Genomic DNA, 21586 nt, shown 5'->3' with positions numbered 1-21586 from the left:
CTATTCTGTTGATGAGATTATTATATAAGTAAAACGATAAGATGTCAATAATTTATTCTGAATTTATTTTACATACCTTATAATATTACGTAAAACGAGGAAATCATAAAGATAATCAGAATCAGACGAATAAGATGTGGCCTAAGAAAATATAAAATGTCAGCGATATGGCGCTGAGGGCTGTCGTATTCATGACAATCTGTGTGGCATAGTCCGGATTATTGCCGAATTCGATGGCGAACAAGGCCGTATTTACGGCCGTGGGGATGGCACAATAAATGAGGAATACTGTCGCGCTGACCGCCGTAAACGTGCCGGGATGAAAGGCGTTGGCGGCGTAAATCATAGCCAGGCCGATTAAGGGCAGGGCCGTCATTTTTAAGATGCTCACAATCCAGACGTCCTTATCGAGCCAGTGGATTTTGGTCTGTGACAACTGGGCGCCGATACTGACCATGGCCAAGGGCAGCAGGGACTTGCTGGCCATGTCCATGATGGGCCATAAGAAGAAGTTTTCTGCATCCCAGCCGATATTGCGAACGATGAGGGCTGCGATTAGTACGTACGGCAAAGGCATGCGCAGCATGACGGCCAGCGTGTCCCTGGCCGCTAATTTACCGCGGCCGGCCTGATAGAGGCCGAGGGTATTGAGGGCGACGCTCTGGATCATGAAGATGATGATTTGCACTACCATGGCTTCGGCAAGATACGGCGTCTGTCCGTTTACGACGAAAGGGTCGTGAGAAAAGACGAGGATGATCAAGGCTACGCCGAGATTGCCCGTATTGTTGAACATGAAGGCGTTGCGGCATGATTCCAACATGGCTGCGTCATAGTGGCGGACCTTGCCGACGATATTGGCCATGACGAAACAGATGACCATGAAGATGGCGATGGCGGCGATAATATTGATGCTCGTTTCAGGAAACTGGGTCGTATAGATATTGGTAAACAGGAAACTGGGGATGACCAAATAGAACATCAGCTTCGACAAGGTCTTTACGTCGAGGTGGAATTTCTTATCGAGGAAAAAGCCTAAGAGGACGAGAAAGAAGATGGGAAGCATCGTATGTTCAATGATGAACCAGAAAACCATGAGGCATATCACTCCTTATTATGATAGATATCCCCATTATACTATGGATATTTGATTATACAATGGAAGTTGCCTCAATAACTTTCGAAGTAATAGACGATGTGCAGCAGGGTTTCGCACATATATTTCAAGGCATTGCTGTCCCAGTGGAAGTCCGGAGAGTGGCCGATGACCGGCGTATCGCCGTAAACGCCGACGTAATAAAAGGCGCTGGGCACGGCTTCGCTGAAATAGGCGAAGTCTTCCGATCCGGATCCGCGCTTCAATGAAACTAAGTTGACCCGGTCAGCGCAGTGATTCTGCAGGATTTGGACGACTTTGTCGGTCACGCCGTCGTCATTGGTGCAGACCGGTGAAAAGGGGACGATATCCAGGTCGAAAAAACCGCCGTAGGTCGTAGTCACATTTTTTAAAATTCGTTCTAAGGCATCGAGGATGATGCGCCGTTTTTCTTCGTGATACGTTCGCAGGGTTCCCTTCAAAACCGCCGTTTCGGGAATGACATTCGGGTTATGGCCGGCCTGGAACTGGCCGAAGGTCAGGACGATGCCGTCGCCGTCAGCATAGCGGTTGTAGACGAAATTTTGAATGGACTGGATGATATCGACGCCCATCTGGATAGGGCTGATGCAGGCTGACGGCTGAGAGCCGTGGCCGCCTCGCCCGTGGAGGGTGATGGTAAAATCGTCGCAGGAAGATGCGATTTCACCGCGGCCGATACCGACGTAGCCTTTGGGCAGGCTGCCGGCGACGTGAAGTCCCAGGGCGTAGTCGACAGGCGGCAGGTTGAGGATGCCGGCGTCGATCATGCGGGCGGCGCCGCCGTTGCCCTCTTCGGCCGGTTGGAAGGCCAGGCGTATGGTGCCGCGCAGGCAGTCCTTATGTTTATTGAGTATTTTAGCGACGCCCAGCAAATTGGCTGCGTGGCCGTCGTGACCGCAGGCGTGCATGACGCCGTCTACGAGAGATGAATAAGGGCAGTCGTAGTTTTCTGTCAAAGGCAGGGCGTCGATGTCGGCTCGTAAGAGGACGACCGGTCCGGGCAGGGCTCCGTGTATCAGGCCCGTTACCCCTGTTCCTGCGATGATCCGCACGTCTTCAATACCCATCAGGGATAATTCTTGGAAAATGGTCTTGCATGTATCGAATTCTTTTTCGCTCAATTCCGGGTGGGCATGGAAATATTCTCTCATTTCCATCATATAAGGCAAAGTTCTGCGTACTGCTTCGTGAATATTGAATGTCGGTCTGTAGCTGTCGTTCATAAGCCGCTCCTCCTTCCGCATTTCTATATTATGTATATAATTCTATAATAAAGCCTGAAATCCTGCCGTCGTCGTCGGACTTTTTGGCTCATTCTGTTTCGAAAGGACTATATATTTATATTATATATATCCTTATTATACGAAATAACCGGGGCCTGTGGTATAATTTTTACAGCAGATAAGAAAGGAATGAGAGAATGATGCATGGTGATACACGGCTGGAAGCGGTACTGCATGTCTTGAATCATTGGCCGCGGTTCCGGCTGCAGCTTTTTTTTGAAGGCATTTTAGTCGGATTGTTATCGGGAACGGTTATCAGCTTTTTTCGGTGGGGGTTGGAAACGGGAACCCTATGGCGCCAGTGGTTTTATGCCCATGTTTTAAGTGGGGGCGATCTTGCGGTTAATGCTGCATGGTTTGCCCTGCTGTTGGCAGCGGCTCTGCTGCTATGGCGTCTTGGCATCTATGAACCACAGGCAGGAGGCAGCGGGATTCCTCAGATTAAAGGCGTCATTTTGGGGGTCATGCGGCTGCGCTGGCTGCGCGTCCTTTGGGTTAAACTGGTCGGCGGTATCGTCGGTATCGGACTGGGCTTGTCCTTAGGCCGCGAAGGACCGTCTATTCAGATCGGCGCCGTTACGGCTCAAGGGCTGAGCCGGACTTTAGGACGGACGCGAATGGAAGAACGGTACCTCATTACGGCCGGTGCCAGTGCCGGTTTGGCAGCCGCCTTTAATGCCCCCCTGGCAGGGGTCATGTTTGCCCTGGAAGAGCTTCACCGCAACTTCTCCGGCGTCGTCCTGGCACCGGCTATGGCAGCGGCTTTGATGGCGACCATGGTCAGCCGATACCTCTTTGGACGGGAGCCGATATTCCATTTCGGCATCTTGCCGCACTTTCCTCTTCGCTACATGTGGTTGGCCGTTATCTTGGGAATCGTTGTCGGAATTGCCGGGGTAATTTTCAATAAGGGATTGCTTAATATTCATTATTTTTATGAACTGCCTATTTTTCGAAATCGCTTCATGCCCATCGCCTTTGCCTTATGCGTGGCCGGGATTTTAGGGTATGTTTTCCCCGACGTCCTCGGCGGCGGCAACGATTTGGTCAATTCTTTGTACACCCTGCCCTTGTCGCTGCAGCTCTTTGCCCTCCTTTTGATCGGAAAGTTCCTGTTTACTCTGATCAGTTATGGATGCGGCGTTCCCGGCGGCTTCTTCCTGCCCATGTTGGTCTTAGGAGCCCTGACCGGCGGTATCGTCGGCATTGCCTTTGTCCAGGCAGGTCTTATTTCATCGTATTATCTGTCGAATATCGTCGTCATTTCTATGGCTGCTTTTTTTGCGGCCTCCGTTCAGTCGCCGGTTACGGGAACGATCCTGATCATGGAAATGACCGGTTCTTATGAACACTTGCTGGCCCTGTGCACGGCTTCTTTGGTTGCTCTTGTCGTAGTGCAGCTCTTTCGGGGCGAACCGATTTATGAAGTACTCCTCCGGCGCAGCCTGGCCAAGAATAAGCCTGCCTTATCGTCGAGCGAACGGCGAAACCTCTTGGAATTGACCGTCGTCAGTGGAAGTTTGGCTGACGGCAAATATATCGGGCGCATTGCCTGGCCCTCTCATACCGTCATCGTTGACGTAAAGCGCGGCAGTGAGGACATCATTCCCGATGATGAGACCTGTCTTCGCGCAGGAGACTATTTGTACGTCCTAAGCGACTCTATTGAAGGAGCCGAATCTATAAGAAATATTGTGGAGAAGACTGAGGACGAAGATATGTAAAATTGTATAATAATTATAAAAAAATAAGACTAGGTGCTAAAAAATATCTGTCATACTTGAGTATAAAGGCATATATGATGTTTTGAGAGCAATCAGAACAGAGAATAAATACCTTATAAAGTGCGTGTAAGTATCCATTTTTTTGACTTATGGTAGTGAGTCTGCTATAATTCAGAACGTACTTGAGATTGTATTCATTCGAAGAGGTGGTTTTTTGCGAAATCGTATTTTGAAACATCGTATGTTAATCTTAGTGACAATGATCTTTGTATTTGCATTTTCGTCTTTGGCTTGTGCAAGTGTACAAATGGGAATGAAAGGCTCTGTCGTACAGAGCGTTCAATATATGCTTCAAGATGCGGGCTACTTGTCCGGTAGTGCAGATGGTGATTTTGGTGCTCAGACGCAGCAGGCTGTCGTACAATTCCAGACAGACCATGGTCTGTCTGCCGACGGAATCGTCGGCTCGCAGACGATGGAAGCGCTCTCTGAAGCCAGCGGCCGTCCGGTTCCGGAAGAAGCTGCATCGGCCACGGAAGGTCATCAGCGGCGTTTGGTTATGGAAGCAACGGCTTATACGGCTCAGGATGGCGGCGGCAGCGGTTATACCGCAACCGGCCAGTATCTCCAGCGCGGTATGGTAGCCGTTGACCCGTCGGTTATTCCCCTCGGCACTCAGCTTTACATTGAAGGTTACGGCTATGCCGTCGCAGCTGATACAGGCGGTGCTATTGTAGGTGACCGTATTGATTTGGCTATGGATTCAACTAGTGAAGCCCTCAACTTCGGCCGTCAAGACGTCGTCGTTTATGTATTAGGTTAATCTCAAGTCGATGCTAGGGTATCATGTAGCTAAAACGGGGCTGTTGCACAGTAAGTTGTGCAACAGCCTTTTTTTTCGCCCCGTTTTGTGGTATCCTTAAAAGGATTTATATAGTTATGGAATTCAGGGAGGCTATTGCTGAATGAAAAATACTATTGCACTTATCCTCGCAGCCGGCAAGGGGACTCGAATGAAATCGAAATTCCCCAAGGTTTTGCATAAAGTCGGCGGCGTTCCGATGGTGGAACAGGTGCTCCGGGCTGTTAAAGCAGCCGGAACGACGCGCCAAATTGTTGTTGTCGGTTTTGGCGGAGAACAGGTCCGGGACTACCTCGGCGACCAGGCTGAAACGGTCGTCCAGAAGGAACAGCTCGGTACCGGTCATGCTGTACTGCAGGGAGAACCGCTGTTAAAGGACGCTTCCGGTACGCTCTTGGTTACCTGCGGCGACACGCCTTTGGTAACGACAGAAATCTTTAAGGCTCTCGTCGACTGCCATGAAAAGAGCGGTGCTGCAGCTACCGTATTGACGGCGCATATGCCGAATCCGACGGGCTACGGCCGCGTTATCCGCGATGATAAAGGGCAGGTCGTCAAAATTGTTGAACAAAAAGACGGCACGCCGGAAGAACTCGCTGTCGACGAAGTAAACGCCGGCATTTACTGCTTTGATATGCCCCTTTTGTGGGATATGCTGCACAACGTCACTAATGACAATGCTCAGGGCGAGTATTACTTGACCGATATTATCGGCATGCTCGTATCGTCGGGCCGCGTTGTCAGCGCCTTTGCAGCTCCGTCTTATGATGAAACGCTGGGTGTCAACTCCCGTCAGCAAATGGCAGAAGCTGAACAGATTATGCGCCGCCGCAAATTGGACCAGCTCATGGCCGACGGCGTCTCTATCATTGATCCTAACAATACCTATGTCGATACGACGGTCACGATTGGCCGCGATACCGTCCTTTATCCCGGTACCGTTCTCGAAGGAAATACGGTCATTGGCGAAGACTGCCACATCGGTCCCTACGTCCGCATGACCAATGTGCAGATGGGCGATAATGACCATGTCCAGTTCATGTATGCCCACGACTGCCAGATCAAAAACGGCTGTGAAGTCGGGCCCTTCGTCCATTTCCGCCCCAATACGGTTATCGGCAATGACGTAAAAGTCGGAAATTATATGGAAGTCAAAAACTCGACCATCGGTGACGGCACGAAACTGCCGCACCTCAGCTATATCGGCGACAGTGATGTCGGTCAGCATGTCAATATCGGCTGCGGGACGATTACCGTCAATTATGACGGCAAAATCAAGCACCGCACGACGATTGGCGACCACGCTTTTGTCGGCTGCAACAGCAACCTCGTCGCACCGGTCGCGGTCGGAGATTACGCCTATGTCGGCGCCGGGTCTACGATTACCAAAGACGTACCGGCGAAATCCTTATCCGTTGCCCGCGCGCGGCAGCGCAATATCGAAGGCTGGGTTAAAGACGATACCTATAAGAAATAAAACTTTCTCCATCCAAGCGCTTATCGGTTTTTATATCGAATCATATATATCATAATATTCATACAGGGAGGCTCACTATGAGTTACGAAGACGGGAAAAAGCTGAAGATTTTTACGGGGAATGCCAATCCGGAATTGGCCAAAGAAATTGTTGAGTACCTTGGTTTAGAATTAGGCAAGGCCTTTGTTGGCAAGTTCAATAACGGCGAAATTCAGGTCATGATCGACGAAAGCGTCCGTGGTAAGGATGTATTCGTCATTCAGCCGACGTGCCAGCCGGCTAACGATACACTGATGGAACTGCTGATCATGGCAGACGCCTTGAAACGCGCTTCGGCAAAACATATCACCGCCGTTGTTCCGTACTATGGTTATGCTCGTCAGGACCGCAAGACCCGCGGCCGTGAACCGATTACGTCCAAGTTAGTCGCTGATTTAATGACGCGGGCAGGCATTACCCGTGTCGTCACGATGGACCTTCATGCCGGTCAGATTCAGGGCTTCTTTGATATTCCTGTGGATCACCTCGGCTCGGCTTCCATCATCGCTCGGTATATTAACCAGAAAAAAGAAGAAACTGATTTGGGCGACCTCGTCGTCGTATCGCCGGACCTCGGCGGTGTAACTCGTGCCCGTGACCTGGCCGACCGGGTCAGTGCACCTATCGCCATCATCGAAAAACGCCGTCCCCGCCCGGGCGTTGCTGAAGTCATGAATATCATTGGCGACATCAAAGGCAAGACTTGTATCCTCGTCGACGACATCGTCGATACGGCAGGTTCCTTGTGCGGCGGTGCCAAGGCTTTGAAAGAAATGGGGGCTTCCCGTGTCTTTGCTGCCTGCGCCCATGCCGTCCTCACCGACCCGGCTGTCGAACGGATCCAGAAATCGGTTATCTCCGAATTGATCATTACCAATACCATTCCCTTGCCGCCGGAAAAACAGAGCGACAAGATCAAAGTCCTTTCCGTAGCACCCCTCTTGGGCGAAGCTATCATGCGCATCTTCCATGACGTCTCTGTCAGCCGTCTTTTCGATAAATAAGGAAACTGCACCGTGCATATGATCGTAGGCCTGGGCAATCCGGGCCGCCAATATGAAGAATCAAAACATAATACGGGATTCGATGTCATCGATGAACTGGCCAAGCGCTGGGAAGTCCCGTCCTGGCAGGAGCGGATGGATGCCCTCGTTGCTCAGGTGACCGTTGACGATGAAAAGATCATCTTAGTCAAACCCCAGACCTTCATGAATGACAGCGGCCGGGCTGTGGGCCCGCTCATGCGCTGGTATAAGGTAGACCAGCCTGACGTCTACGTCGCTTATGACGACATGGATCTGGCCGTCGGCCGCCTGCGCATCCGCAAAAATGGCAGTGACGGCGGACACAACGGCATCAAGAGCTTATTTGCCAACGGCTGCACGGATTTTATCCGCTTCCGCGTCGGCATCGGCCGGCCGCTCCCTCATCACGATGTCATCGACCACGTCTTGACGCCCTTTCCGGAAGAACTTCGGGAAAAGTACCGTCAGGGCATTGAAGACGCTGCGACGGCTATCGAAGGCTGCCTGCGCCTCGGTGTCGATAAGGGCATGAACCGCTATAACCCGCGGAAAAAGAAACAATGAGTACAAGAGGCTGCCGTCTATGCGGCAGTCTCTTTCTAGTTTATCCTTTAGGAGGACCCTATGATTGAGAAGTTGCACCAATCTCCCGATATATACCGAATCCGCGTCGTCCTGCCCGATAATCCCCTTCAATATCTGAATGCCTACGTCATTAAGGGAGAGTCGGATAATCTGGTCATCGATACGGGCTTTAACCGTCCGGAGTGCCGAGAAGCCCTCTGCCGGGGACTCTCGGAACTCGGCGTAGATCTGCAGCATACGGCCCTGTTTTTGACCCATCTCCATGCGGACCACACAGGACTTGTCGGCTTTTTTGCCAAAGCGGGCTGCCCGATTTACATGCATCCCGTGGACTATCAGTATCTCGTCGATTCAGAAGACGGTTCGACGTGGAAGGCAGCAGAAGATAATTTTATGCGCGAAGGGATGCCGCCGGAAGAAATCAAGAGCCAATTTTCCAATCAGGCTCGGACCTTTTCACCGGATCCTCATTTTCCGATTACGCCTGTCGATGACGGCGACGTTCTGCATCTGGCGGGCTGTGAGCTCCGGGTCATTCATACGCCGGGCCATACGCCGGGCCTGTGCTGCCTCTATATGCCCAAAGAAAAGATATTCTTTACGAGCGATCACATCTTGTTTGACATTACGCCGAATATCCAGGTTTGGTACCATATGAAAAAGGCCCTGCAGCGGTATTTGGAAAGCCTGAAGAAGGTGAAGAACCTGCCGGTCAGCCAAGCTTTGCCGGCTCATCGGGAGGGCGATGCGTCGATCGTCAGCCGTATCGATGAACTTCTGGCTCACCACGACCGACGCCTCCGAGAAGTCCTTCGCCTGGCCGCGGAGTATCCTCATAGTACGGCCTATGAGATTGCACCCCATATGACCTGGTCTATGCGCGGCAAACCCTGGCGTGATTTTCCGCCGACGCAGAAGTGGTTTGCCTTAGGGGAAACCCTGTCTCATATCGAATACCTCGTCGACAGAGGCCTTCTCCGGGTTACGGAAGAAAATGGCTGCCGCCGTTACGATGCCGTAACCGGTAGGGATACGAGTCATCTCGTTGACGGATTATAAGTTTTTTGTCATAGCTAAGCCACAGCGACACGTATCTGCGCTGTGGCTTTTTTTGAATGCTTTTTCGGCAGCCCTGCAGGCGATTTCTTAAGGAAGTCCGGTTTCTGTACGGACTGGCATCCTTTTTGGGATAGAGAGGCCGGAATTATTCCCTGGCAATTGCTTAGACGGGGAGGGAAATAAAACATAAAATGTTAAGCTGTTTCGGCCAGTCTTTTACGAAAAGACTGGAAAAGCCTGTAAATACTGTATAAAATCGTAAAAAATGGAACTGTGGACAGTCTTCTTTTAATTACGAATATAAAGAATAATAATTCTCCGTTATTGACAAATATGACAATTTGACCTATAATAAGCACATAAGAAAAAGTATTAATTAAGAAGCAAATGCTTATAATTTACTTAAATTAGACAGCTTATTTTTATTTTTGATGGAGGGACAAAACCCTCTGGAGGAGGAATTGATATGAAGCATGTTGAATTTTACCGCAATGATGCAGATGGTAAAGTTTTGGTCGTCGTCGGCGCACAGGCACCGGAAGAAGTAATTTATGCAGGCCAGAAATTGACTCATCTCGTAGCTGGTTCTGTTGATGCCGCCCAGGAAAAACACGTACCCTGTATTCAGAAGATCGACAACCATCTGGAAGTTCAGGTTGGTTCTGTCATTCATCCGATGGAAGAAAAACATTATATTGAATGGATTGCCCTGGTCGATGATAAGGGCGTAGATATCCGTTATCTCAAACCGGGTGAAGAACCGAAGGCTCACTTTGAAACCGGCGACAACGGCGAAGTTTATGCATACTGCAACCTCCACGGCCTGTGGAAGGAAACTTTCTCCGTTAAAGAAGCTCCGGCCCTTGACAGCGCTATGTGTTCACCGGAATTTGGTGGCTGCGTAATTCACGACGTCTAAGAGAGAAACAGGAGGAACAATCATGAAAGTATTTGATTTTACCGTTAAAGATATCCGCGGCGGCGACGTTGCTTTGAGCCAGTACGAAGGAAAATTACTGCTCATCGTCAATACGGCCAGCAAATGCGGATTTACACCGCAGTACGACGGCCTTGAAGCTCTTTATAAAAAATATAAAGACAAAGGCTTGGTCATCCTCGGCTTCCCGTGCAACCAGTTCTTGGAACAGGATCCGGAAGACAACAAACACATCGAAGATTTCTGCCGCCTGAACCACGGCGTTACCTTCCCGCTGTTTGCGAAGATCGACGTTCGCGGTGAAAATGCCGATCCCCTTTACAAGTATCTCACCGAAGCTGCTCCCTTCAAGGGCTATGAAACGGATAAAGACAGCGGCCGCCTGATTCAGCAGGTCGTAGCTGAACACTATCCGGACAACGCCGAAGGCAACGGCATTAAATGGAATTTCACGAAATTCCTCGTCAGCCGTGACGGCAGCCAGGTTCAGCGCTTTGAACCGAGCACGACTCCGGAAGAATTAGATCCTATTATCGAAAAGGCTCTCTCCTAATACCATAACAGAACCCCTGTATTACACTTTGTGTTGTAATGCAGGGGCTCTTTTTTTTTGCTTAATTGACCTTTGATGGGAAAACTTTCACAAAATTAAGGCGCTCTTGCTTTTCAGAACCTTTACGGAATCTTTTCTTTATAAAATGTAATGTTCGTCATGATGAACCTTTGCTCCTTGAAACGGTCATGCGGCGACTACATAAATATGTATGCGTTTAGACAGAATCGGCATAAGATGAACGTTTTACTGGAAAGGTCTTGCGTAAAATTTTTATAAATAGTACAATGAGGATAACAAATAGTCATCTATTCAATACCATAGCTACATAGCTTATAGTGATTATTTTGTCCTTGCAATGTAATGGGATGACTCCAAGTGTACACGGATTCTTTCAAGTTACGATGTTTTACAGAAAGGGGAACAGTATTATGACACAGAAAGTTTTTAAGACAATGGATGGCAACGAGGCTGCCGCCCATATTGCCTATGCCTTTACGGAACTGGCATCCATCTTCCCGATTACGCCGTCATCGCCGATGGCTGAACACGTAGATGAATGGGCTGCTCATGGCCGTAAAAACCTGTTTGGTGCAACTGTTCAGGTTCAGGAAATGCAGTCTGAAAAAGGTGCTGCCGGTGCTATGCACGGTGCTTTGAATACCGGCGCTCTTACGACGACTTTCACGTCTTCTCAGGGCATGATGATCATGCTCAGCAACATGTTCAAGATTTCCAGCGAATTACTGCCGGGCGTCTTCCACGTCGCTTCCCGTACAGTCGCAACGAACGGCTACACGATCTTTGCCGGTCATGACGATGCCATGGCTATGCGCGGCACGGGCATCAGCATGATGTGCGAATCCAGTGTCCAGGAAATCATGGACTTGGCTGCTGTCGTTCATGCAACGGCCATTACCTGTCGTATTCCTATCATCAACTTCTTTGATGGCTTCCGTACATCCCACGAAATCCAGAAAATCGAAGTTATTCCTTATGAAAAACTCCGTCCGCTCCTCGATATGGACGCTGTTCGTGAATTCCGTAAACGCGGCATGAATCCGGACAATCCGGAAGCTATCTCCTTCTGCGAACCGGCTGAAGTTTTCATGCAGCATCGTGAATCTTTGAACAAATTCTATGACCGTGTTCCCGAAGTTGCTGAAGGCTACATGAAGAAAATCAGCGAAATCACGGGCCGTGAATACCATCTGTTCAACTATGTCGGCGCTCCTGATGCAGAACTCGTCCTCGTCGCTATGGGTTCCGGCGCACAGACCATTGAAGAAACGGTTAAACTGCTCGTCGAACAAGGCGAAAAAGTCGGCTGTATCAACGTTCACATGTTCCGTCCGTGGTCGGAAAAACACTTCTTGGCAGCTGTTCCTGATACGGTTAAGAAAATTGCTGTCTTGGACCGCACGAAGGAAACCGGCGCCAACGGCGAACCTCTGTACCACAGCGTAGCTGCTTCCTTCGCTGCTGCTGACGTGGCTCCGAAAGTTTACCATGGCCGTTATGGCATCGCTTCGAAAGAATTCTTACCGGGCGACGTCGTAGCTGCTTTTGAAAACCTGAAATCCTTCGAACCGAAGAATGACTTCACCTTGAGCATCATCGATGACGTTACGCACAAATCCCTGCCGCGCGTCCAGAACGTTGACACGGCTGGCGAAGGCCTGAAAGCCTGCAAATTCTGGGGCTTCGGTTCCGACGGTACGGTTGGTGCTAATAAGAGCGCTATCAAGATTATCGGCGACAACACCGATATGTACGCTCAGGCATACTTTGCTTATGACTCGAAAAAATCCGGCGGCGTTACTGTTTCTCACCTGCGCTTTGGCGATACGCCGATTAAGATGCCGTATCTCATCAATGACGCAGACTTCATCGCCTGCCACCGTCAGTCCTATACTCACGGCTTCGACCTCCTGCGGGGCATCAAGAAGGGCGGTACCTTCTTACTGAACACCGTATGGAAACCGGAAGAACTCGATGAAAAATTACCGGCTAAATTAAAACGCTCCATCGCCCGCAACGACGTCCAGTTCTACATCATCGACGCTGTCGGCATTGCACAGAAAATCGGTCTTGGCGGCCGCATCAACATGATTATGCAGTCGGCCTTCTTTAAACTGGCTGACGTCATTCCCCTTGACTTAGCTATTTCTAAATTGAAAGAATCCGTTGTCGAATCTTACGGCAAAAAAGGTCAGAACATCGTTGACATGAACAACGAAGCGATTGACCAGGGCTTGTCTGCTATCGTCAAAGTTAATGTTCCGGCCGCTTGGGCTGATGCTGTTGACGAACCGGTCGACATGTCGAAACACACGAAATTCTTCCGTGACTTCTCCATTCCTGTCAACGCCCTCGAAGGCGACGATCTCCCGGTCAGCGCTTATGACGGCTTTGAAGACGGCCGCTGGCCGACCGGCACGGCTGCTGAAGAAAAACGCGGCGTTGCCATGTTCGTACCGAGCTGGGATGCTGAAAAATGTATCGGCTGTAACCAGTGTTCCTTCGTATGTCCTCACGCTGCTATCCGTCCCTTCCTCATGACGCCGGAAGAAGCTGCTAACGCTCCGAAAGGCTATCAGGATAAGGAAATCAAAGCAGCACCGGAATACAAGTACAATATCATCGTATCGGTCATGGACTGCCTCGGCTGCGGAAGCTGTACTCATGTCTGCCCGAAACAGGCTCTGACGATGAAACCCTTCGACGAAGAAGAATACAGAGCAGATCTCTGGGATTACGTCATCAACCTGCCGATTAAACCGAATCCGATGGATAAGAACACCGTCATCGGCAGCCAGTTCGAACAGCCCTTGCTCGAATTCACCGGCGCCTGCGCAGGCTGTGCTGAAACCCCGTATTGTAAAGTCATTACCCAGCTCTATGGCGACCGCATGATCATTGCCAATGCTCATGGCTGCTCCAGCGTTTGGGGCGGCAGTGCACCGGACTGCGGCTATACCAAGAACGAACAGGGTCATGGCCCGGCTTGGTCGACATCCCTCTTCGAAGATAACGCTGAATATGGCTTTGGCATGATGTTGGCTGAAAAGACGGAACGGAAACTCCTGGCACAGTACGTCGATGCTGCTATGGAAGTTGCAAGTCCCGAACTGCAGGCTGCACTGAAAGACTGGAAAGAAAACATGGCTAAGAGTGAAGGTACTCGCGAACGTTCCGACAAGGTCATCGCTCTCCTCGAAGCTGAAAAAGACGGCAAACCTGAATTGGAACAGGTTTACGATATGAAACAGTTCCTCGTAAAACGGAGCCAGTGGATCTTCGGCGGCGACGGCTGGGCTTACGATATCGGTTACGGCGGCTTGGACCACGTCCTGGCTCAGGGTGAAGATATCAACGTCCTGGTCTTCGATACTGAAGTTTACTCCAATACGGGCGGCCAGGCTTCTAAAGCTACGCCGACGGCTGCTGTTGCTCAGTTCGCTGCAGCTGGTAAGAAGACCCGTAAGAAAGACCTCGGCATGATGCAGGCTCAGTACGGCTACATCTATGTTGCACAGGTCGCTATGGGCGCCGATAAGAACCAGTTCATGAAGGCTCTTAAAGAAGCTGAAGAATATGATGGCCCGTCCCTCATCATCGGTTATGCACCGTGCATCAACCACGGCCTCAAGATCGGTCAGGGTCAGAGCCAGCTCGAAGAAAAACGTGCCGTCGATGCAGGTTACTGGCATCTCTGGCGCTACAATCCGGAATTGAAGAAACAGGGTAAGAATCCGTTCATCCTCGATTCCAAACCGCCGAAAGATAACTTCCGTGAATTCCTCATGGGCGAAACTCGCTTCTCGTCCTTGCAGCGTACCTTCCCGGAAATCGCCGAAGCTCTCTTTGAAAAGACCGAAGAAGACGCTAAGGATCGTTATGAAGGCTATGTCCGCTTAGAAAAAGCGTACGACAAATAAGAATTAAAATGTTAGGCGGGGCTGTCCCGGGAGGACGGCCTCATGAAAAAATGACTGCGATAGGTATCTATTGCAGTCATTTTTTTTCTTTTAGCAGGGGCTGTCGTTCTGTAGTACGGTCTTTGATTCGGCCGATGAAAGGTTTTAAGTTTCTGCAGTGCCATCATTTGTTGACCGCGGTAAGTCTTCTTTGCGGCAGCCTTGGCTATGAGCGTCCAAAGGCACGATGCCCTTGAAAATCACACAGGAGGCCCTGTATCGCCTCGTAACGTCCTTTTTGATTATGGGCAGGGAACATCCTTTATCAGACGTTATACGGCTGAAATGGGCCTTCTAATCGTCGCGGAAGGCGCCTTAAGGAGTTTTTGACGGAAGCAGCGATATTCTCTTTATATGAAGCCGTAAATTCAGTCTGGTATCGCTTTTTGAGCTCATTGAAGGAAGGGAACGGGAGGAGTTCTTTCGGATCAGATGATGACATCATGACGTTGAGACCTCAAGGGCCATGGGCAGCAGCTTTGTGACGGGCAGAATCATTTTATACGGCTGTTCAATGCCTGTTTCTTCCGATGAGGAGAAAAAAGACGCCGAGAGCACGAAGTATTTTCGTGCTCTCGGCGTCTTTTGCTGTCGTAAGGTATTACTCCCGTCCGGTAAGGAGTCCTGACAAGATATCGACGTACAGGAGGGCTTCCGGAGGCAGGGCTTCCTCTTTTATTTTTATCCAGCCGACGGTCATCGTATCCAAGGGATTGGCGATGGGAATAGCCGTGATGTGGCGGCCGATGATGGCCGGTGCTACGTGACCCGTGCCGATAGTGTAGGCGTCGGTGGCACGGATGACGCTGAACAAGGTCGAGCGGTCGGTGACGTAGATGCTTTGCCGGCATGACGGATCCGACAACAGGAGCTCTTCGGAAAACTGAGAGCGGTCGTGGCCTTGTTCGAAGCGGACGCAGGGGTAATCTTTGAGTTTACCGGGAGCGATGCTTTTATGCTCGGCCAGGGGATGATCGAGTCGGACGTAGATACAGGGCGTAAACATACAGAGGGACGTAAACTCCAGCTTGTTTTTTTGGAACAAGTCCTGCAGGAAGTTTTCGTTCATGTGGGATAAAAAGAGGATACCGAGCTGACTTTCGCGAGTGACGACATCGTGGATGACCTGCGAGGTCCGGCCTTCACGCAGGGTGAAAGTATAGGCCGATGACGGAGAGATGCGCTGCAGGGCATGGATGAAAGCCTCGTCGGCAAAGGGGTAATGCTGGGATGAAATGGTCAGGATGTGCGGTGCTTCCTGGCCGACTTCAGGATGAAAATGGTCATGCATTTCGTCGGCATGAGTCAAGATGTGGTCGGCATAGTGCAAGAACTCTAAACCGGCTGATGTGAAGGTGATGCCGTGACGGTTTCGCTTGACCAAGGTCATGGCAAATTCTGTTTCCAAGTCCTTGATAGCCGCACTGAGACTGGGCTGGGCGATGTTCAGAGCTTGGGCGGCGGCGGAAATAGAATTGTGCTTAGATAACTCGAGGATATACCGTAATTGTTGTAAAGTCATAGTAAAACCACCTCAAATATAAACCGTACCTATAGAGACGCCCTTGTTAGCTTTATTGTATCAAAATAAGTAAAGTTGGGAAAGTTATGATTTTTTGACACAGTAAAGAATCTTTTAAAATAAAAATTTTAGGGTGAAAACAGCAAAAATGAAGAAGGAAACCAGCACCTTAAAATTTTAATTTATAAAGAAAAAGTAACCAAATTTGGCTTTTTGAAAAAGACAAATGTATGTGAAAATTTGCCTGAAGCGATAATGATTCAATTTAAAAGCAGCGATTCTCTACTTTTTATCAGCCAAAAAGTAAGGAATAACTAACTATTCCATAGATAAATACTATGAATGCAAATTGCACAATGAATATTTTACAGCCAATACCTTTCATGATATACTCTACCTATAGAATAGAACGTTTAAGTAAAAGGTAAAACCCCGACGTGTACATTAAAATTTACGGTTTTTAGAAAAATGATAAAAACCGACATAGGTAAAATGTATATATACCGAAGTTGAGAAAGGAGATTCGCAGCAGGGGATAAAATGTAAGTGTCGAGGGGACATTATCCATTCAATCTATTCACCATAGGAGGTCATTGATATGAATTCATCAGCAGCACTGGCCCGCCAAGCGGGAATGACAGATGCACAATGGAAAGCAGCCGTCAAGTTCGACAGTACGGACTGGGGCTGGATTATTATGAGTATCGGCATGGCTATCGGTGCCGGTATCGTGTTCTTGCCCGTCCAGGTCGGCTTAGTCGGCGTATGGGTTTACTTATTCTCCGCTATCATCGCTTATCCGGCCATTTATCTCTTGCAGCGATTGTTTATTAATACACTGGCCGATTCCCCGCGATGCGAAGACTATCCCAGCGTCATCAGCGGCTACCTCGGTAAAAACTGGGGCTTCCTGCTGGGCATCCTCTACTTCCTGAGTATTCTTATCTGTGTTTTCATGTATTCGACGGCACTGACCAATGACAGTGCATCCTTCCTGTATTCCTTCGGCGTCACCGATACGCTCCTGTCCGACAATCCCTTTTACGGACTGGCCATCATCTGTGCCATGGTCGTTCTTGCTTCCCGCGGCGAACAGCTCTTGTTCCGGATTTCGACGCTCATGGTTCTGACCAAGTTGTTAGTCGTCATCTGCTTAGGCGGTATCATGATCCAGCACTGGAACATCGCCAATATCGGCGTTTTCCCTGACTTAGGCTACCTCGTTAAAAACACGATTGCCATGCTGCCGGTCACGCTGACCTCGATCCTGTTCATCCCCAGCATCAGCCCGATGGTCATTTCCTACCGTTCGCATAACAAGTCGATTCACGTCGCTCGCTACAAAGCCATGCGGGCTATGAAAATCGCCTTCTCGGTTCTGTTCATTACGATTTTCTCGTACGCTATGTCCTTTAACCTGGCTCTCGGTCACGACCAAGCCGTTCTCGCTTATTCCCAGAACATCTCCGCCCTGGCCATCGTTGCCAGAGGTTTTGACGGCAGCGCTGTTAAGATCTTCAGTCTCGTACTCAACGTCTTCGCCGTCATGACCGCCTTCTTCAGCGTATTCCTCGGCTTCCGTGAAGCCTGCCAGGGTATCGCCATGAACCTTCTCCAGCGCTTCATGCCGGAAGACAAGATCAATAAGAAAATGGTCAGCTGGGGCATCCTCATCTTCGCCGTTGCCGTTGCCTGGGGCGCTATCGTCCTCAATGCACCGGTCTTGAAGCTCCTGACTCTCCTCGGCCCGATCTTCGGTATCATCGCCTGCCTTATCCCGGCGTACTTGGTTTACAAAGTCAATGCCCTTCACAAATATAAGGGAATTTCGCTGGTACTCATCGTCTTCGCCGGTATCCTCTTGATCATCTCGCCGATCATCGCCATGATGTAAGGCGGAACTTTCTCAACAAAAGTCAGTGCTTAAAAGCAAGTAAAACGATTATCTTAAAAATTATATAATAACTACCTTGACAGTTTAAATAATGCGGTGTATCATACAAACATCAATTGAACATCGTCCATGAAACCATTGAGGCGGAAGTAAAAACGATGACGTGCACGTACAGAGAGCCGGGGGGCTGAGAGCCGGCCGACGCAGCTCGTTAAATGGACCGCTGAGGGCGCAGTGAAAAGCCGTAAGGCTGAGTATCCTGCGACGTGTGGGTATACGTCAGTTACCGGGAATATGTTGGTATTCCGTCGAGAGTAGGGTTCAACCCCTAAAACAAGGTGGCACCGCGGAACTAGAATCCGTCCTTGACAAATCGTATTGTCATGGACGGATTATTTTTTTTAGGAGGGTTTGTATGGAAACGCTCAGCTTAGAACAGGTAAAAGCCTACCAGGGTCAATATAAGGTCGTTCCTGTCGGGGTCAGCATGTATGCCGACAGCCGTACGCCGATTGAGGTCCTTCGCATCGTCAAGCATATCAGCTCCCACTGTTATATCTTGGAAAGTATGGAAGACTCCCAGCGTTGGGGACGATATACCTTTATCGGCTATGATCCCCAGATGGGCCTGTTCTGCAAAGACGGGACGGTGACGATCAAGACCGGCGCCGAAGTTCAGATTCATACGGACCATCCGGAACAGCTCATTTCGCAGGTCCTGGCCGACAATAAAGCACCGCGCCTTGAAAACCTGCCTCCCTTTACCGGCGGCTTGGTCGGATACTTCTCGTATGATTTCATTAAATACGCCGAACCGTCGCTGACATTAAATGCCGTCGACGACGATGGCTTTAACGATTTCGACCTCATGCTCTTCGATAAGGTCATCGTCTTCGATAATTTGAAGCAGCAGATTTACCTCATCGTCAACGTCAGACTCGACGGGGCAGAGGAAAATTACAATCGGGCCCTCTTAGAATTACAGCGCATGGAAGACCTGATCCGCCACGGTGAGAAGGCACCGGACCAGCCCCTTCAGTTAAAGAGTGAATTCAAACCTCTCTTTAATGAGCAGGAATACTGCCAAATGGTAGAAAAGGGTAAAAATTATATCCGCGAAGGGGACATCTTCCAAGTCGTCTTAGCCAATAGACTCTGCGCCGAAGCCGAAGGCAGCCTCCTCGATACGTACCGCGTCCTGCGGACTATCAACCCGTCGCCGTATATGTTCTTCTTCTCCGGCGACGATATCGAACTTGCCGGTTCCTCGCCGGAAACGCTGATCCGCCTCGAAGGGCGGGACCTCTTCACCTTTCCCTTGGCAGGTTCGCGGCCTCGGGGGAAGACCGAGGAAGAAGACAATCAGCTGGAAGACGAACTCCTGCACAACACCAAGGAGCTGGCCGAACACAATATGCTCGTCGACTTAGGGCGAAACGACTTGGGCCGTATCAGTGAATTTGGCAGCGTCCACGTTGAACGGTACCTGAACGTCCTGCGATTTTCTCATATCATGCACATCGGCTCGACGGTTCACAGTACGATCCGCTCCGACAAAACGGCAGTCGATGCCATTGCCGCAGCCCTGCCGGCCGGCACCTTGTCCGGGGCCCCGAAGATCCGGGCCTGCGAAATCATCGACGAATTGGAAGGCCATAAGCGCGGTGTTTACGGCGGTGCCGTCGGCTACATCGATTTTACCGGCAATATGGACTGCTGCATCGGCATTCGCCTGGCTTATAAGAAAGGTAATCACGTCTATGCCTGCTCCGGTGCCGGAATTGTCGCCGACAGCGTGCCCGAACAGGAACACCAGGAATGCCTGAATAAAGCCAAGGCCGTCGTCATCGCCTTGAAAGAGGCCAATGGAGGGATCGACAAATGATAGTACTCATCGATAATTACGACAGCTTTTCTTATAATCTCTACCAGCTCGTCGGCCGGCTCAATCCGGATATTACGGTCATCCGCAACGATGAACTGACGGTCGAAGGCATTGAAGCCTTAAAACCGGACCACCTGATCATTTCTCCGGGGCCGGGGCGGCCGTCGGAAGCCGGTGTTTGCGAACAAGCCATTCGCTATTTTGAAGGGAAGGTTCCCATTCTCGGCGTCTGCCTGGGACATCAGGCCATTTGTGAAGTCTACGGCGGTACCATTTCCTACGCCAAGGAACTGATGCACGGCAAGCAGTCCGTCGCTTCCATTGACCGTGAAAGCCCCCTCTTTACCGGGCTTCCTGAAACGGTCGACGTCGGCCGCTACCATTCGCTGGCCATGGATCCGGAGACCTTGCCTGAAGCGCTCCGCGTCCTGGCCCGGACGGAAGACGGCGAAATCATGGCCGTCGCTCATAAACAGTATCCTATCTACGGCCTGCAGTTCCATCCGGAATCGATATTGACGCCGACGGGACCGATGATGGTCGAAAATTTCTTGAAATTATAATAGAAAGTGTTCACAGGGAGGTAACGACGATGATTAAAGATGCGATTATTAAGATTGTAAATAAAGGGGATTTAACCTATGATGAAGCCAAGACGGTCATGCTGGAAATCATGAACGGCAAGACGACGCCGACTCAGAATGCCGCTTTCTTGGCAGCCCTTTCTACGAAGAGCACTAAAGCCGAAACGATCGATGAAATTTCAGGCTGTGCCGAAGCCATGCGCTCCATGGCAACTCCCGTTCCCCATCCCGGCATGGATGTGTTGGAAGTCGTCGGCACCGGCGGAGACGGCGCTCATTCTTTTAACATTTCCACGACGTCGGCTATGGTCATCGCTTCGGCCGGCGTAAAAGTGGCCAAGCACGGCAATCGGGCTGCCTCGTCCCTCTGCGGCACGGCAGACTGCCTGGAAACGCTGGGACTCAATATTGAACAGGACCCGCAGCTGGCTCTGAAGATGCTGGAAGAAACGAATTTCTGCTTCCTCTTTGCTCAGAAGTATCACGCAGCTATGAAATATATCGGACCCATCCGAAAAGAACTTGGTTTCCGGACCGTATTCAACATCCTCGGGCCCTTGACCAGCCCGGCAAAGCCGACCATGATCCTCCTCGGCGTCTACGACGAATACCTGGTTGAGCCCTTGGCAAAAGTTCTCTCGACCCTGGGGGTCAAACGAGGTCTCGTCGCCTACGGTCAGGAAAAACTCGATGAAATTTCGCCGAACGGACCGACGACGATTTGCGAGCTCCGCGACGGTTATTATCGGACGTCGGTCCTGCGGCCGGAAGATTTCGGCATGGTACCGGGGACGAAAGAAGACCTCGTCGGCGGTACGCCGGAAGAAAATGCTGACATCACGCGGGGCATCCTGACCGGGAAGATTCAGGGGCCGAAGCGAAACGCCGTCCTCTTGAATGCCGGTGCAGCCTTCTTCATTGCCGGCAAGGCCGATTCCATCGGCGACGGTATCAAGATGGCCGCCGATCTCATCGACAGCGGCAAGGCCATGGAAACACTGAACCGCTGCATTGCCGTCAGCAACGAATAAGAAGGTGG

The 21586-nt window shown here is 50.4% G+C and carries 16 protein-coding genes; 13 read left to right on the top strand and 3 right to left on the bottom strand.

The genetic code is table 11. The annotated features are described in order from the left end of the window. Window positions 1-121 precede the first annotated feature (121 nt). Both QZQ46_RS00445 and QZQ46_RS00440 read right to left on the bottom strand, forming a co-directional pair. Entirely contained in the window at window positions 122-1096 is a 975-nt protein-coding gene (locus tag QZQ46_RS00445) for an AEC family transporter (protein ID WP_296825995.1), read from the bottom strand. Between the two features lie 74 nt (window positions 1097-1170). Then, window positions 1171-2361, bottom strand: a complete 1191-nt coding sequence (locus QZQ46_RS00440; RefSeq protein ID WP_296825994.1) for a M20 family metallopeptidase — start codon at window positions 2359-2361, stop codon at window positions 1171-1173. Between the two features lie 200 nt (window positions 2362-2561). On the opposite strand from QZQ46_RS00440, the gene QZQ46_RS00435 reads away from it, so the two are divergent. From QZQ46_RS00435 to nifJ, 9 genes are all read left to right on the top strand, one after another. Then, window positions 2562-4145 (top strand): ClC family H(+)/Cl(-) exchange transporter, encoded by a 1584-nt coding sequence (locus tag QZQ46_RS00435; RefSeq protein ID WP_296826050.1) that lies wholly within the window; start codon window positions 2562-2564, stop codon window positions 4143-4145. 259 nt (window positions 4146-4404) lie between these two features. Next, window positions 4405-4968 carry a 3D domain-containing protein gene (locus QZQ46_RS00430; protein WP_296826049.1) on the top strand — a complete coding sequence of 188 codons (564 nt, stop codon included), beginning with the start codon at window positions 4405-4407 and terminating at the stop codon, window positions 4966-4968. A 142-nt stretch (window positions 4969-5110) separates the two neighbouring features. After that, complete coding sequence (gene glmU, locus QZQ46_RS00425) at window positions 5111-6484, top strand: bifunctional UDP-N-acetylglucosamine diphosphorylase/glucosamine-1-phosphate N-acetyltransferase GlmU (protein ID WP_296825993.1); 1374 nt, start codon at window positions 5111-5113, stop codon at window positions 6482-6484. A gap of 77 nt (window positions 6485-6561) precedes the next feature. Beyond that, entirely contained in the window at window positions 6562-7527 is a 966-nt protein-coding gene (locus tag QZQ46_RS00420; protein ID WP_044505391.1) for a ribose-phosphate pyrophosphokinase, read from the top strand. Between the two features lie 18 nt (window positions 7528-7545). Then, on the top strand, window positions 7546-8112 hold the full coding sequence (gene pth, locus QZQ46_RS00415; protein ID WP_296826048.1) for an aminoacyl-tRNA hydrolase: 567 nt from the start codon (window positions 7546-7548) through the stop codon (window positions 8110-8112). Window positions 8113-8172: 60 nt separating this feature from the next. Continuing rightward, a complete protein-coding gene (locus QZQ46_RS00410) occupies window positions 8173-9192 on the top strand; it encodes an MBL fold metallo-hydrolase (RefSeq protein ID WP_296825992.1) in 1020 nt (339 codons plus the stop codon). A gap of 466 nt (window positions 9193-9658) precedes the next feature. After that, window positions 9659-10111 (top strand): desulfoferrodoxin family protein, encoded by a 453-nt coding sequence (locus QZQ46_RS00405; protein WP_062413090.1) that lies wholly within the window; start codon window positions 9659-9661, stop codon window positions 10109-10111. A gap of 22 nt (window positions 10112-10133) precedes the next feature. Then, window positions 10134-10682, top strand: a complete 549-nt coding sequence (locus QZQ46_RS00400; protein WP_296825991.1) for a glutathione peroxidase — start codon at window positions 10134-10136, stop codon at window positions 10680-10682. A gap of 431 nt (window positions 10683-11113) precedes the next feature. Continuing rightward, window positions 11114-14623, top strand: a complete 3510-nt coding sequence (gene nifJ / locus QZQ46_RS00395) for a pyruvate:ferredoxin (flavodoxin) oxidoreductase (RefSeq protein WP_292279670.1) — start codon at window positions 11114-11116, stop codon at window positions 14621-14623. A gap of 640 nt (window positions 14624-15263) precedes the next feature. Here the strand turns inward: nifJ and QZQ46_RS00390 are convergent. After that, the gene (locus QZQ46_RS00390; RefSeq protein ID WP_296825990.1) at window positions 15264-16184 is read right to left on the bottom strand and encodes a LysR family transcriptional regulator; all 921 of its coding nucleotides are present in this window, start codon (window positions 16182-16184) and stop codon (window positions 15264-15266) included. Window positions 16185-16782: 598 nt separating this feature from the next. Here QZQ46_RS00390 and QZQ46_RS00385 point away from each other — a divergent pair. The 4 genes from QZQ46_RS00385 to trpD all read left to right on the top strand — a co-directional run bounded on the left by QZQ46_RS00385 (window position 16783) and on the right by trpD (window position 21578). Further along, window positions 16783-18078 carry a hypothetical protein gene (locus QZQ46_RS00385; RefSeq protein ID WP_296825989.1) on the top strand — a complete coding sequence of 432 codons (1296 nt, stop codon included), beginning with the start codon at window positions 16783-16785 and terminating at the stop codon, window positions 18076-18078. A gap of 415 nt (window positions 18079-18493) precedes the next feature. Then, entirely contained in the window at window positions 18494-19963 is a 1470-nt protein-coding gene (locus tag QZQ46_RS00380) for an anthranilate synthase component I family protein (protein WP_296825988.1), read from the top strand. Continuing rightward, window positions 19960-20526, top strand: a complete 567-nt coding sequence (locus tag QZQ46_RS00375) for an aminodeoxychorismate/anthranilate synthase component II (protein WP_296825987.1) — start codon at window positions 19960-19962, stop codon at window positions 20524-20526. The genes QZQ46_RS00380 and QZQ46_RS00375 overlap by 4 nt, the downstream gene beginning before the upstream one ends. Before the next feature lie 29 nt (window positions 20527-20555). After that, on the top strand, window positions 20556-21578 hold the full coding sequence (gene trpD / locus QZQ46_RS00370; protein ID WP_296825986.1) for an anthranilate phosphoribosyltransferase: 1023 nt from the start codon (window positions 20556-20558) through the stop codon (window positions 21576-21578). Window positions 21579-21586 lie beyond the last annotated feature (8 nt).

It is taken from the genome of uncultured Megasphaera sp., from assembly GCF_900539295.1.
Classification (GTDB): domain Bacteria; phylum Bacillota; class Negativicutes; order Veillonellales; family Megasphaeraceae; genus Megasphaera.
Note: the sequence above shows the minus strand (reverse complement) of the source record. Positions and strands in the feature narration are given on the sequence as shown.

Bases quoted from the DNA above. Each gene is read 5' to 3' on its own strand.
- QZQ46_RS00445 (WP_296825995.1), bottom strand. From the start codon at position 1,096: ATGGTTTTCTGGTTCATCATTGAACATACGATGCTTCCCATCTTCTTT.
- QZQ46_RS00440 (WP_296825994.1), bottom strand. From the start codon at position 2,361: ATGAACGACAGCTACAGACCGACATTCAATATTCACGAAGCAGTACGC.
- QZQ46_RS00435 (WP_296826050.1), top strand. From the start codon at position 2,562: ATGCATGGTGATACACGGCTGGAAGCGGTACTGCATGTCTTGAATCAT.
- QZQ46_RS00430 (WP_296826049.1), top strand. From the start codon at position 4,405: ATGATCTTTGTATTTGCATTTTCGTCTTTGGCTTGTGCAAGTGTACAA.
- glmU (WP_296825993.1), top strand. From the start codon at position 5,111: ATGAAAAATACTATTGCACTTATCCTCGCAGCCGGCAAGGGGACTCGA.
- QZQ46_RS00420 (WP_044505391.1), top strand. From the start codon at position 6,562: ATGAGTTACGAAGACGGGAAAAAGCTGAAGATTTTTACGGGGAATGCC.
- pth (WP_296826048.1), top strand. From the start codon at position 7,546: ATGATCGTAGGCCTGGGCAATCCGGGCCGCCAATATGAAGAATCAAAA.
- QZQ46_RS00410 (WP_296825992.1), top strand. From the start codon at position 8,173: ATGATTGAGAAGTTGCACCAATCTCCCGATATATACCGAATCCGCGTC.
- QZQ46_RS00405 (WP_062413090.1), top strand. From the start codon at position 9,659: ATGAAGCATGTTGAATTTTACCGCAATGATGCAGATGGTAAAGTTTTG.
- QZQ46_RS00400 (WP_296825991.1), top strand. From the start codon at position 10,134: ATGAAAGTATTTGATTTTACCGTTAAAGATATCCGCGGCGGCGACGTT.
- nifJ (WP_292279670.1), top strand. From the start codon at position 11,114: ATGACACAGAAAGTTTTTAAGACAATGGATGGCAACGAGGCTGCCGCC.
- QZQ46_RS00390 (WP_296825990.1), bottom strand. From the start codon at position 16,184: ATGACTTTACAACAATTACGGTATATCCTCGAGTTATCTAAGCACAAT.
- QZQ46_RS00385 (WP_296825989.1), top strand. From the start codon at position 16,783: ATGAATTCATCAGCAGCACTGGCCCGCCAAGCGGGAATGACAGATGCA.
- QZQ46_RS00380 (WP_296825988.1), top strand. From the start codon at position 18,494: ATGGAAACGCTCAGCTTAGAACAGGTAAAAGCCTACCAGGGTCAATAT.
- QZQ46_RS00375 (WP_296825987.1), top strand. From the start codon at position 19,960: ATGATAGTACTCATCGATAATTACGACAGCTTTTCTTATAATCTCTAC.
- trpD (WP_296825986.1), top strand. From the start codon at position 20,556: ATGATTAAAGATGCGATTATTAAGATTGTAAATAAAGGGGATTTAACC.